The sequence below is a fragment of the Culturomica massiliensis genome, from assembly GCF_900091655.1.
GTDB lineage: Bacteria > Bacteroidota > Bacteroidia > Bacteroidales > Marinifilaceae > Culturomica > Culturomica massiliensis.
Map to the genome: position 1 here is coordinate 37,197 of NZ_LT594619.1, position 13,175 is coordinate 50,371.

Annotated in this window: 9 protein-coding genes; 8 read left to right on the forward strand and 1 reads right to left on the reverse strand. The window is 44.4% G+C overall.

Annotated elements, in window-relative coordinates:
* Positions 1-10: 10 nt before the first annotated feature.
* The 5 genes from BN8908_RS00250 (at position 11) to BN8908_RS00270 (ending at position 7,558) form a co-directional block, all read left to right on the forward strand.
* Positions 11-3,007, forward strand: a complete 2,997-nt coding sequence (locus BN8908_RS00250; RefSeq protein ID WP_068688269.1) for a SusC/RagA family TonB-linked outer membrane protein — start codon at positions 11-13, stop codon at positions 3,005-3,007.
* Between the two features lie 24 nt (positions 3,008-3,031).
* On the forward strand, positions 3,032-4,459 hold the full coding sequence (locus BN8908_RS00255; RefSeq protein WP_068688271.1) for a RagB/SusD family nutrient uptake outer membrane protein: 1,428 nt from the start codon (positions 3,032-3,034) through the stop codon (positions 4,457-4,459).
* Positions 4,460-4,494: 35 nt separating this feature from the next.
* Positions 4,495-5,415 carry a Calx-beta domain-containing protein gene (locus BN8908_RS00260; protein ID WP_021986527.1) on the forward strand — a complete coding sequence of 307 codons (921 nt, stop codon included), beginning with the start codon at positions 4,495-4,497 and terminating at the stop codon, positions 5,413-5,415.
* A 35-nt stretch (positions 5,416-5,450) separates the two neighbouring features.
* Positions 5,451-6,635, forward strand: a complete 1,185-nt coding sequence (locus tag BN8908_RS00265; RefSeq protein ID WP_068688272.1) for a hypothetical protein — start codon at positions 5,451-5,453, stop codon at positions 6,633-6,635.
* A 68-nt stretch (positions 6,636-6,703) separates the two neighbouring features.
* Positions 6,704-7,558: a type IX secretion system membrane protein PorP/SprF gene (locus BN8908_RS00270; protein WP_161945841.1), complete on the forward strand. Its 855-nt coding sequence runs from the start codon at positions 6,704-6,706 to the stop codon at positions 7,556-7,558.
* Between the two features lie 9 nt (positions 7,559-7,567).
* On the opposite strand, the gene BN8908_RS00275 is transcribed toward BN8908_RS00270, so the two are convergent.
* On the reverse strand, positions 7,568-8,896 hold the full coding sequence (locus tag BN8908_RS00275; RefSeq protein ID WP_021986530.1) for an MATE family efflux transporter: 1,329 nt from the start codon (positions 8,894-8,896) through the stop codon (positions 7,568-7,570).
* A 319-nt stretch (positions 8,897-9,215) separates the two neighbouring features.
* Here BN8908_RS00275 and BN8908_RS00280 point away from each other — a divergent pair, with 319 nt between their 5' ends.
* The 3 genes from BN8908_RS00280 to hypD all read left to right on the forward strand — a co-directional run bounded on the left by BN8908_RS00280 (position 9,216) and on the right by hypD (position 13,101).
* Positions 9,216-9,662 carry a GatB/YqeY domain-containing protein gene (locus BN8908_RS00280; protein ID WP_021986531.1) on the forward strand — a complete coding sequence of 149 codons (447 nt, stop codon included), beginning with the start codon at positions 9,216-9,218 and terminating at the stop codon, positions 9,660-9,662.
* 258 nt (positions 9,663-9,920) lie between these two features.
* Complete coding sequence (locus BN8908_RS00285) at positions 9,921-10,706, forward strand: glycyl-radical enzyme activating protein (RefSeq protein WP_068688276.1); 786 nt, start codon at positions 9,921-9,923, stop codon at positions 10,704-10,706.
* A 25-nt stretch (positions 10,707-10,731) separates the two neighbouring features.
* The gene (gene hypD, locus BN8908_RS00290) at positions 10,732-13,101 is read left to right on the forward strand and encodes a trans-4-hydroxy-L-proline dehydratase (protein ID WP_068688278.1); all 2,370 of its coding nucleotides are present in this window, start codon (positions 10,732-10,734) and stop codon (positions 13,099-13,101) included.
* Positions 13,102-13,175 lie beyond the last annotated feature (74 nt).

Here is a 13,175-nt window from a genome sequence, read left to right on the forward strand (position 1 = left end):
TATAAATTTTATGAACAAACTGATCATGCTACTTTCCTTTCTGATTATAATCGGGATGGAAACGGGTATCGCACAATCTTTAACGATTCACGGTACGGTAACAGAAAAGGCGACAGGGGAGCCACTTCCGGGTGTCGGTATTCAAGTAAAAGGGACGGGAACAGGAACGACGACGGATATTAAGGGATATTATACCATTAGTGCTCAGAAGGGACAGGTGTTGTTATTTTCTTTCGTCGGGATGAAAACAAGAGAGGTAAAGGTTGAAGGGAGTAGTCCGATAGATATAAAGTTGGAGGCCGAAAACCAGGCTTTGGACGAAGTTGTTGTTGTCGGATACGGTGTTCAGCGCAAAGAAGCTTTGACCGGGGCCATGACTACGGTTAAATCCGAGAAGTTGGCAACCGTTACGGTTTCCAGTATTGATAAGGCTTTGCAGGGAAATGCTGCAGGTGTGATTGCAACGTCTGCCAGCGGTACTCCCGGTAGTTTTGCTACGATTCAGATTCGGGGAGCCGGTTCTGTAAATGCAGGAACGAGTCCGTTGTATGTTGTCGATGGTGTGCCTATCATGTCGGGATCAACTTCCGGCTGGGCTTCTTCTTCCAATGCGTTGGCTTCTTTGAATCCGGCTGATATCGAATCCTTGACGATATTAAAGGACGCTGCGGCGACAGCTATTTACGGGTCGCAGGCTGCCAATGGAGTTGTATTGATTACGACCAAGAAAGGAAAACAGGGAAAAACGCGGATTTCTGCTAATATCGAGCGCGGATTTTCAACTCCTACCAATACGAGGTTCGGGCTTTGTAGTTCTTCCGAGTTGCTGATGCTCCAACGGGAGGCTGTCGATAATGCCCGGGATTATTTCAAAAGTGATGCATACGACTGGACTGATCCTGACGGCGCTTACTATTTGCCGGATGAACTGGCGAATACCAATACGGATTGGTGGGATGTGGTTACCCGTAACGCTTTGTATCAGTCTTATGATGTTTCTGCATCCGGAGGTAATGAGAAAACTCGTTTTTTTGCTTCCGTATCTTACATGAAGCAAGACGGTATCGTTATCGGGACCGACTTTTCCCGTTTTTCTGCCCGTCTGAATCTGGATCATGAGATCAATAAGCATTTTTCTTTTAATATCAGCTTATCCGGTTCTAATGCGTCGCAGAATTATTCCTTGACGAATTGGGCTTATCAAAATCCTATTTTTGCTGCCTATTCTTTGCTGCCTTATGATTCGCCTTATAATGAGGACGGCTCGTGGCGGGAAACATTTACCCGGAATGCCAATGGAAATTACAATCCGTTGAACTATATGAATGAGTGCGAGCTGGGACAGAAAACGAAGTCCTTAATTTCGACTTCTTATTTGCAGTATCAGATTGTCCCCTGGCTGACCTTCCGGACGACTTTCGGTATGGATTACAAGATGACCCGGGAACGTACCCGTTACGGTGATAAATCGAATACGGGTATGTCCGAGGATTCTCCGATTAGTGTTCAGGATTTGCAATACTATCGTTGGACATCTTCCAATGTATTGACTTTCAGTAAGGTGTTTGCAGAAAAGCACAATGTAGAGGCTTTGTTGGGTTATGAGGCTACGGCTTATAAGAGTGATTACTTATATGCCTCAGGTTCCGGAAGTAACGATGATATCCCTTATCTGAAGGCAGCTTCTGCAAATTTCGATGTGGATGAAGGATTGACGGAGTATGCTTCTATCTCAATGTTCGGACGGGTAAATTATAGTTATGACAGCCGTTATTATATGGCTGCCAGTTTCCGGCGTGACGGTTCTTCCCGTTTCGGCGATAACAATAAATGGGCGAACTTCTGGTCGGTTTCAGGAGCCTGGAAACTTTCCGGAGAAAGTTTTATGAAAGCGGATTACCTCGATATGCTGAAGTTACGCTTGAGTTACGGAACAACCGGTAACTCTTCGATTGGTGATTATGCAAGTAAAGGTTTGTACAGTTCGACGAAATATGCGGGACTCGGTGGATTATTGCCTTCCCAACTGGCTAATCCGACATTATCCTGGGAAGAGTCGGCAACAACGAATCTGGCCGTAGATTTCGGTTTCCTGAATCGTATCAGCGGTACGGTAGAGTATTTCTGGAAAAAGACTTCGGATTTGTTGTTGAAAGAACAATTGTCTTATACAACCGGTTTCAGCAGTATTTTGAGAAATACAGGTTCGATTATGAACCGCGGATTGGAATTTCAGGTTTCCGGACAGATTTTTAAAGACGGAAATTTTAAATGGACTTCGGATTTGAATATGACATTCCCGTCCAGTGAGATTTTAAGTTTGGGGGGAGTTGAAGAACGTTTTGAAGGAAACTATCAGAAAAGAAGGGTACACGGAAAGGCATTTACAGAATGGTATATGGCTGATTATGCCGGCGTAAACCCGGCCGACGGTATGCCGATGTGGTACGATGAAAACGGCGGGTTGACCTCCGATTATGGTAAAGCCCGTTATTCTTACCTGGGTACACCGGAACCGGATTTTTACGGTGGATTTACTAATACGTTCAGTTGGAAGGGAATTACGCTTTCCTGTATGTTCTATTTCAATTACGGTAATACGGTGAAATTCAACGATTATTATTATCTGGAAGGAGACGGAGCCGATGGTTTGGGTATGAATTTAAGCCGCAGGCAGCTGCAACGTTGGCAAAAACCGGGGGATATTACCGAAGTTCCGAAGCCGATTCTCGGTAATCCGACGAAATCACGGGATTGGTATAATTCCCGCTGGTTGGAAGACGGTTCATATATTCGTTTGAAAAATGTGACGCTTTCTTATGATTTCCCGAAGCATCTGATTGGAAAAATCGGTATCGATAATTTGCAGATTTATTTTAAAGGTACGAATCTTTGGACGCATTCCAATGTCTGGTCTTTGGATCCGGAAGTGGGTGTTTACGGATCTTCTTCCAATGTTTATCCGAATTCCCGTTCTTTTGTGTTCGGTCTGAATATTGGTTTATGATATGAACTATAAAAAGTAAAACCTATGAAAAAAGTATATAATATATTAGGCATCATCTTGAGTATAGCCTTGTTATGGTCTTGCTCATCCGATTTTATAGATAAGGATCCCAAGACGTCCATTTCTAATGAGAAAGCGCTTTCGACTTATGATAAACTGGTTCTGGCAACCAATGGTTTGTATGCGCCGTTGCTGGACAGGAGTTTGTACGGTGAGTCTTCGATATTGGCTCCGGATGTTATGGCAGACAATGTTGTGCTTTCGTCAGTAAAGGCATCCGGACGTTATATTCAGGAGTTTAATCTGACAATGGGATCTAATGACGGGCCTTCCGACGGTGTGTACAGTATGGGATATTACATTATATGTGCTGCCTGCAATGTGATCAACGCTATCGAGGCAAATAAGTTTGACCGTCAGGGGGCTACGGACGCACAGGTAAATCAGTTGCTGGGAGAGGCTTTGTTTATCCGGGCGATGGTACATTTCGATTTGTGCCGTTGGTTTGCTTATCCTTATCATTTTACGGATACAAAACTGGCGCCGGGGGCTGACGGTGCAGGCGGACATCCCGGTATTCCGGTTGTTTTGACGACTGAAATCGGTAAACCGGCACGGAGTACCGTGCACAAGGTGTATGAACAGGTTATTTCGGATTTGAAACGGGCAGCCGATCTGATGACGGAGAAGAAAGTCTGTTTCTGGGCTTCTTCAGAAGTAGCCAAGGCATTGCTGGCCCGCGTATATTTGTATCAGGGGAATAACCAGGATGCGGCTACGATGGCAACGGAAGTCATCGGTTCACATCGTTATGAATTGACTCCGGCAGCAGATTTTGTAAAATATTGGGCATTGGAAGGACAGAAGGAAACGATTTTTGAGTTGCAATCCAATAAGACCGATGACTATTTTTACGGAGGAAATAACAATCCGGGTGGTGTATACTTGTATTACGGAGATTTGGTGGCGGCAAATGAATTGGCGACATCTTACGAAGAGGGGGACGTGAGAGCGAAACTGGTTGTTTTGAATAAAGACGGGGAATATACCGTAAATAAATATCCGGGACGGGAAGGAACAGGGAACGTTGAAATCAATAATCCTCATATTCTGCGTTTGGCTGAAATGTATTTGATAAGGGCCGAAGCCAATCAGAAGAATAATTCACAAATCGGCGATACACCGTTGAATGATGTCAATGCCGTGCGTGCGAAACGCGGACTTTCGGGTTTACGGGTTGTTGACGGCAGTACAATTGCTTCGGAACGCCGGAAAGAACTGGCTTTTGAAGGACATCGCTGGTTCGATTTGTCCAGAAACGGTCAGGATAATGTACGCCCCGGTTGTAAGGCTACGCCGTTGGTGACATGGCCCGATAAACGTTTTGTATTGCCGATTCCATTGTATGAGATGAAGAATAACGGTAATATGGTGCAAAATATCGGTTATTGAGTGGTATCTAGGTTTTATGATTAAAACGAATGTTTATGAAAAAGATTTTAATTAATATAGGTTGGATTTTTGCTTTGGCCGGGATTTTGTTTTCCTGTGAAAAAAGTAAATTGGAACACTTGTACGAAGGACCTTGGTTTCTTGCTTTTCAATCGGGAGAGCTGACAGCTGTTGAAAGCGAGCCGGACCCGGTTGAGATCCCGGTGCAATTGGTTAGTACCGTAAGAAATACGCCGGTAAAGGTGGATTTTACGATTAATGCCGGGAGCCTGATTGCCGGTGAGGATTACGAATTGCTGAACGAGTCTCAGACTCTGACTTTCGCTCCGGGAGAGCTTACGCAGTACATACGGGTTCAACTGCATGATAACCTCGATATAAACGGCGATCAGCAGATTGTATTTACATTGACGTCGAACGATGCCGATATACAGATCGGACAACCGGGTACGGGAAGCAAGCGGGATGCTTGTACTCTGATCGTAAAAGATGACGATTGCCCGTTGGAATTGAACCTGTTCTCCGGTAAAGTGAAAGGAAAAGAGACGACACCCTGGTGGGATAAGGTTGAATTTCCTGCGACATTTACGCCGATAGAGGAGCTTGCTCCGGGTAAAATCAAATATCATGTAAGCGGAATATTTTTTGCCGTTCAGTTGGAATATGCTTATAATGCATGGCTGGGAACTGCCGATCAGGCTGAATATAATGAAGTAGAAGTTGTTATCGACTTTACGAATCCGGCCAAGCCGACGATGTCCTGGGAAGAACAGCTTTCGGTAACCGTATATTGGGACGGAGATACGACGGGTGATGAGTATTGGATACAGGCTGCCGTTAATCAGCCGATAGCTATTTCCACATGTGATAAGACTTTAGAGTTTACCTATTATATGGCAAATCCGGATTGGGCGAGGTCGTATGCATTCCGGGTAGCGTTTAATTTTGGAGACTGACCGGATGTAATGTAAAACTTTAAATTTTGAAAATTATGAATAAATTGAAATATGGTTTGTTAATCGTCGGTATCGTCTGTGGATTATCGGCCTGTGACGATGATAACGATTATGAATATATACCGAAATTGCCGAGGGGCGGTTTTTTGGAGAAAACATCGGATCAAAGTGCGGATTATTTTATCAGTGATGCTGAAAACGTAGCTGTTCCGATGCAAATGAACCGGATGAAGGCCGGACAGAACCTTACGGTAAAACTGGATGTAAGCATTGAGCCGGCAGAGTTGAGTTCTGCTATCGGTATACTGAAAAACGAAGTGGCTTTTAAAGGGAGTGAAAAAATTACTCCCGAATTGTTCAGCATAGATTGGAGTAAAGTGCCGGCCGGAAAAAGTTTGACGGTGACGGCTAAATTGCAGGAAGCCGATGATATTGATTTGAATACTATCTGTGCTTCTTATCAGATGAATGTGAGTAAGGCCGCTTTACCGATTCCCTGGTGTGATCCGCAAGGAGTGGGAGAGGTGATGTTGGATTTCGATGCGACGGCTCCCAAAAAGGTTTCACTGGCTTTATTGTCGATGACAAAGGCTGCCGTGCAGGATTTGGTCGTACCTTTCAAGTTGGAAACGGATTTGGTAGAAGGTACGGATTTCAAGATACTGGGGGAATACGGACATGCCTTTTTCGTACCGGCCGGAGAACGTTCAGCATCTATTGAAGTCGAGGTAAGGGGTGATTTATTCCCACAGGTCGGTTTTGAGCGGGTAAAACTGACGTTGACGGAGGAAGGTAAAAATCCGTCTCAGCTTTTTGAGTATGATCCGGCCTGGAAAGAAACCTGGCTGAAAATAGGGCGTAGTCCGGATTATGTGATGATACTGGACCCGAATGCCGAATACGAGGCTTTGTTGGCTGCCGGAGAAGGAAACAAAGAGTTTACAATAACCATTCCCAATGTATTGGATAAGGCCGCTGCCAGAAATATGACGATTCCTTTGAATTTAAACCAGTATATGGCTAAGTTGGGGATTCATTTCCAAATGGATGCGCCTTATCAGATGACGGTGCAGCAAGGCTCCCGGGATGCACAAGTAGTGCTGACTGTTTTGAGCGATGCTTTCGCTTCTTCGGATGATAATGTACCTTTATACATCGAACTGGCAGACCCCAGTGATGCCGTCAATTTCTGGACGACGATAACGTTAGGACGTGAATGACAAATAATAGGCGGGAGGTCCCTGACCGGGGGACTTCCCGTATTTTAAAATGTAAATCAATGTTGGTTATGTGGAAGAAATTATGGGGTGTATTTTGTTGTTGGGGTATGGTGACGGGAGGAATGGCTCAAGATGTTGTGCCGGTAAGGGCATTGTCCAGTCCGGAAATTATCAATCCTGCTTATTATAACCGGGAAACCGGTGTGTCAGCCGCTTTGTGGTATCGGCATCAATGGGGAAAACTGGAAGAATCTCCTCAATATATGGGTTTTTCGCTACACAAGCTGTGGACTCCCGGAAAATGGGGGACGGGTGTCAACGGGGGATATAGTAAATCGGGGTACCGGAAAGATTATCAGTTCGGATTGACCGGAGACCGGGGATTTGCTCTGTCGGAAAATTCCCGTCTTTCTCTCGGACTCACTGCGGGGATGCAATTGGTGCGTTACGATTGGCCGGAGAATCTGGGAAGTGCAAAGCCGGAAGATTTTAATAAAGAATGGTTTTATGTTGCCGGAGGTGTTGCCTGGAATTACCGGGAATTGTCTTTGGGAGCAGGCTACCGGGGAGTGTGCCGGGACGGAGGTGACGGGATGTATTCCAGGATAAGTTTGTATGGGGAATACCGGATTGGAATGGGATCCCGTTGGGATATTTTGCCGAGAGCGTTATATGTGTACGATAGCGATTGGGACAGTGATCTGGATTTAGGCGTTTTTGCCTATTACCGGAATATGGCCGGAATCGGTTTGATTTGGCGGAAAGAACAGGCAATAGGCGTACAGGGAGAAATGCGGTTACTGGACTGTCTGGCCGTTACTTATTGTTATGAACCATCGACCGGAACGGATGCCAATGTGTTCGGAGCCTCGCATGAAGTATCCCTGAAATTCAATTCCGGAGGTTTATATCGGAAGAAATAAGCAGATGTTTTAAATTTTCTTCTTTTGCCAGTGTGCGAATTTCAGGTATAGGTAGGAGACCAAACCGATAAATACACCGTAAATAAATTCGCTGCTCCAGACCCATTCTACCCGGGCATTGATATAAGAGGCGAAAAACCAAACCGAGAAGGTATAGGCTGCCAATACGACAAATTCGAGCAACAAGGCTTTAGTGGTGTTGCCGGTGCCGGAGACGCCTTCAAACATAGGCATCCCGATACTCATCGTGATTGCTGCACAGCAAACAACGAAAAGTGAAGAAACCGATTCCGCAGCCAAAGTCGTATCGTTTGTGTAGACAGACAATATAAAAGAGGGAAAGAATAAACAACAAAGTAGTATCGGCAGGATGGCCAGCATGCCCTGACCGATTGTTTTGAGTATCGTCGGGATAACTTCGTTTTGCTTACCGGCACCGATGAGGCGGCTTGTAAGCGTATTTGCCGTAGCTCCGAATGCGAATACCGGTATCATAATCAACATATAAACGCTCCGAATGATTCCGGATACGGCGATCGGCCCTTCTCCCATGTGCTCGACAAGTGCAAAAAAGATAAACCAGGTTCCGAAAGAAAATAATTTTTGCAGCATAGTCGGAAATGCCAGCCGGAGAATGGATTTCATCAACCAGCCTTCGAGTTTGTGAAAATAGAATAAGGCATATGTTTTCAACGGTAATTTTACGAGTGTATAGCCGATGAAGAAGAGAAGTGCGGAGATTTCGGCACAGACAGAAGCCAATGCAGCTCCACCGACTCCCATATTGGGGAATCCCCATTTCCCGAATATCAGGACATAATCGAGTACGATATTGACGATGGCCATCAATAGCGTGGAAAAACTGATTACTTTTGTATTGGAAAGTCCGATGTATAAAGCTCTGAAAAGAAAATTGAAACAGACGAAGACAATACCGTAATGCCGGTAATTCATGTAGTCCATTGCCGAATTATATATGTTGGGCGATTGAATGATGTTGTGAAGTATGCTGTCGGTAAAGTAATGCTGGATTAGAAACAATCCGGAGGATAAGAACAGCACAAATACCAGGCCGTGCTCGAAGATAACTCCGATACGGTTTAATTTGTTCTCTCCCAGACGGCGGGCTACGATGATTTGTATACCGATACTGAATCCCCAGGCCAAGGTTGAATAGACGTAATAATATATTCCTGCCATCATTGAGGCGCCTAAGGCAATGGGACTTAAGCGTCCTAAAAATGCCGTGTCCGTTAATGCAATTAAAGTTTGTGCCAGATTACCGAAAATGATCGGATAAGCAATGGTCCAGATGGTTTTGTTTTTAATCGAAGTCATATATTCCAGATTGCTTCGCAAAGGTAAGAAAAAAGCGTGTCGATATGTTTTTTAAATCCCTTTCATCAAAAGATTCGTTTGAAAATATTAATTTCGTCAATTGGAACGGGAGAAATACCGGATGGATATAAGCGGGAAGGTAGGATGAATTGAACCTTTTAGAGGCAATAGAGCAGACAATGGATTTACTTCACCGGTTTAAAATTGGCAGCTAAATCCTGTATTTGGATTTTAGTGGTATTGCTTTTTTGAAAGGAAGTTTTAAAATGCACCTATGTATTAGCGGTTATTCGAATAAAAATACTTAATACAATTTATTATGACGATAGAAGAACAAGTAAACGAAGGCATTAAAAATGCCATGAAAGCGAAAGAAAAAATTCGCCTGGAAGCTTTGCGGAATATCAAAAAAGTGATATTGGAAGCCAAAACCCGTCCGGGTGCAGATGGCATAGACGATGCCGAATGTATTAAAATTATTCAGAAACTGGCAAAGCAGAGTATGGATGCTGCTGAAATATATAAGCAGCAGGGGCGTACCGATTTGTATGAAGAGGAAAGCGGACAGCTTGAAGTATTGAGTTCGTTTTTACCGAAACAGATGTCGGAAGCGGAATTGACGGATGCTTTAAAAGCGATCATCGCTTCTGTCGGAGCAACCTCTCCCAAAGATATGGGTAAGGTGATGGGAGTTGCGACGAAGCAATTGTCGGGGAAGGCCGATGGTAAAGCGATTTCTGCTAAAGTAAAAGAATTACTGGGATAAGGAACAAGGCCGGAATTTAATTCCGGCTCGTTTCTTTTAAAGAAATTTTTTCCTAAAACCTTGTTTTATATCAAACGATTGCATATCTTGGCTGCATGTTAATTGCACCGGATATATATCGTATTTTACAGAACCGTTCCTATAAGGGACTTTATGAGTGCTGGATTTGTTAGCACTTTATACTTTTCTGTGTGTGATTCCGGAAACGAATGATACTTTCCGGAAATAATAATCCGAATTTATTTATTTTTTACTGTTATGCGTGGAAATATTTTCGATATTAAGCGCTATGCAATTCATGATGGCCCGGGAATACGGACAACTGTATTTCTGAAAGGATGTAATTTGCATTGTCGTTGGTGTCATAATCCGGAAAGTCAGTCTTTGCAACCGACGGTTATGTTACAGGTTCACCGGCTGGGAGATAAGGAGTTCCGGGAGGAGAGTACGGTAGGGTACAGTGTTACGACCGAGGAATTGATGGCAGAGATATTAAAAGACCAGGTGTTTTTTGAAGAATCGGGTGGAGGCGTGACCTTTTCGGGTGGAGAACCTTTGTTGCAGGCTCCTTTTTTACTTGAGATACTTAAGCTGTGTAAAGCTCATAAGATCAGTACTTGTATAGATACGGCCGGAGCTGTTTCCTGTGAAATGTTGGAAGAAATCTGCCGGTATACCGATTTGTTTCTGTATGATATGAAGACAGCGGAGGAGGCTAAATTTACGGAGTTTGTCGGTCGGGGATTTCATCAGGTGCTGGAGAATTTGGGATGTATAGCCGGGTACGGTAATCGGGTTATCATACGGATTCCCGTTATTCCCGGAGTAAACAACACCCCTGACGGGCAACAGGCTTTATTGGATTGTCTGAAACAATGGCCGGCTTTACGTGAAGTGGAGTTTTTGCCTTATCACCGGACGGGGGCCGATAAGTATCGTCGTTTGGGGATGACCTATGAGATGGGAGATCTGGCTAGTATGACGGAAAAGGATCTTTGTGAGATAAAAGAGTGTTTCCGCCGAAACAACTATACGATATTGTAATGTAAAAACTATAAACTTTATAACTATGCAACTGAGTGAAAGAATTAAAAGACTGCGTGAACAGAGTCTGAATGCCGTGAATCGTATTTCGGCCGAACGTGCATTATTGATTACGGAATTTTATAAATCGGGTGTGGCTGATGCCGAACCGGTACCGGTTCAGCGGGCAATGTCGTTCCGTTATATTTTGGAACACAAATACATCTGTATTAACGAAGGGGAATTGATTGTCGGAGAAAGGGGACCGGCGCCTAAAGCAACTCCTACTTATCCGGAAATATGTGTGCATTCGATAAAAGACCTTGAGATATTGAATGACCGGGCAAAAGTGTCTTTTAAATCGGACGAGGAGACCCGTAAGGCTTATCGGGATGTGATTATTCCTTATTGGACGGGTAAATCCAACCGGGACAGAATTTTCAAAAGTTTACCGGAAGAATGGAAGGAGGCATACGCTGCCGGTATCTTTACCGAATTTCAGGAACAGCGGGCGCCGGGACATACCGTATTGGGTAAGAAAATGTTCCGTACGGGTTTGCTTGATCTGAAACGGGAAATTGAGGAAGCAATGGCTGAATTGGATATGCTGGACGATCCGGAAGGTGTGGATAAGCACGACGAATTGCGAGCCATGGAAATTGTTTGTGATGCCATGATTATGTATGCAGGCCGGCATGCCGATAAGCTGGAAGAGTTGGCAGCGGCAGAAGCCGATCCAAAGCGTAAGTCTGAGTTAAAACAGATGGCAGAGGTTTGTCGCTGGGTGCCGGCACATGCTCCGCGTACTGTGCAGGAAGCTCTCCAACATTATTGGTTTATCCATCTGGGGGTCGTTACAGAGTTGAATCCTTGGGATTCTTTTAATCCGGGACGTCTGGATCAGAGTCTTTATCCGTTGTATGAAAAACAGATACGGGAAGGATCTGCGACGAAGGAAGATATATACGAAGTGTTGGAGTCGTTCTGGGTAAAGTTTAATAACCATCCTTCTCCTCCTAAAGTGGGGGTTACCGCAGAGGAAAGTAACACATATACCGATTTTTCGCTGATCAATGTCGGAGGAGTAAAGGAAGACGGTAGTGACGGTGTAAATGAAATGTCTTATATTTTGCTGGATGTTATCCGGGAGATGCGTATTTTGCAGCCTAGTTCGATGATTCAGGTCAGCAAGAAGAATCCCGATCAGTTTATCCGGGCCGCTGTTGAGATTATTAAAACCGGATTCGGTCAGCCTTCGGTTTTCAATACGGATGCGTTGGTACAGGAAATGCTCCGGGCTGGAAAAGATGTTGTAGATGCCCGTAACGGCGGCTGTTCCGGTTGTGTGGAAACCGGAGCTTTCGGAACAGAGGCTTACATCCTTACCGGATATTTTAACCTGCCGAAAATATTGGAATTGACATTGAATAACGGATTTGATAAACGTACGGGCAAGCAACTCGGTTTGAAAACCGGTTGTTTGGTTGATTATACGACTTATGAAGAGTTGTTCGCTGCTTTCCGGGCTCAGGTGACACATTTTATGCGTATTAAACTGATCGGGAATAATATTATCGAACGGATTTTTATGCGCCATATGCCGGTGCCTTTCTTGTCTGTCCTGATTGAAGATTGTATTAAGAACGGTAAGGATTATATGTGCGGCGGTGCCCGTTATAATTCCAGTTATGTTCAGGGCGTTGGTCTGGGAAGCATTACGGATATGCTGACTTCTTTGCGGTATCATGTTTATGATAAGAAGGACGTCGGTGTGGAACAGATGGCTGCGGCTCTTGCTGCAGATTTTAAGGGATATGAAGAGTTGCAGTATCAATTTGTATACAAAACCCCGAAGTATGGAAATGATGATGATTATGCCGATAAACAGGAAGTAGAAGTTTTCGATTTATACTACGATGTGTTAAACGGGCATAAGTCTCCGAGGGGGGCTAATTATCGAGTAAATATGTTACCGACAACCTGCCACGTTTATTTCGGAAGTGTGACGGGGGCTACACCGGACGGGCGTAATGCCGGCAAACCCTTGTCAGAAGGAATCTCTCCGGTACAGGGAGCCGATACCAAAGGACCGACGGCTGTGATTAAATCCGCCGCTAAAATCGATCATATCAAGACGGGGGGGACGTTGTTGAATCAGAAATTTACACCTTCCTTACTGGCAACGGAACAAGGGGCTACAAATCTGGTACATTTGATCCGTGCGTATTTCCGTATGGACGGACATCACATTCAGTTTAATGTTGTCAATGCTGATACATTGCGGGATGCTCAGAAGCATCCTGAAAACTATAAGGATTTGATTGTAAGGGTTGCCGGATACAGCGACTATTTCAATGATCTGGGTGAGGATTTACAGAACGAGATTATTTGCCGTACCGAGCAAACTGAATTGTAACGTTTTGTCTATAGCTTTTAAAGCTTGGGATGTTGATAACCTATTTTGCCGCAATTGTGGCAGAATAGGTTATT

Excerpts from the sequence above, each read along its gene's own strand:
- BN8908_RS00260 (WP_021986527.1), top strand. The coding sequence starts at position 4,495 with ATGAAAAAGATTTTAATTAATATAGGTTGGATTTTTGCTTTGGCCGGG.
- BN8908_RS00250 (WP_068688269.1), top strand. The coding sequence starts at position 11 with ATGAACAAACTGATCATGCTACTTTCCTTTCTGATTATAATCGGGATG.
- BN8908_RS00265 (WP_068688272.1), top strand. The coding sequence starts at position 5,451 with ATGAATAAATTGAAATATGGTTTGTTAATCGTCGGTATCGTCTGTGGA.
- BN8908_RS00280 (WP_021986531.1), top strand. The coding sequence starts at position 9,216 with ATGACGATAGAAGAACAAGTAAACGAAGGCATTAAAAATGCCATGAAA.
- hypD (WP_068688278.1), top strand. The coding sequence starts at position 10,732 with ATGCAACTGAGTGAAAGAATTAAAAGACTGCGTGAACAGAGTCTGAAT.
- BN8908_RS00275 (WP_021986530.1), bottom strand. The coding sequence starts at position 8,896 with ATGACTTCGATTAAAAACAAAACCATCTGGACCATTGCTTATCCGATC.
- BN8908_RS00285 (WP_068688276.1), top strand. The coding sequence starts at position 9,921 with ATGCGTGGAAATATTTTCGATATTAAGCGCTATGCAATTCATGATGGC.
- BN8908_RS00255 (WP_068688271.1), top strand. The coding sequence starts at position 3,032 with ATGAAAAAAGTATATAATATATTAGGCATCATCTTGAGTATAGCCTTG.
- BN8908_RS00270 (WP_161945841.1), top strand. The coding sequence starts at position 6,704 with ATGTGGAAGAAATTATGGGGTGTATTTTGTTGTTGGGGTATGGTGACG.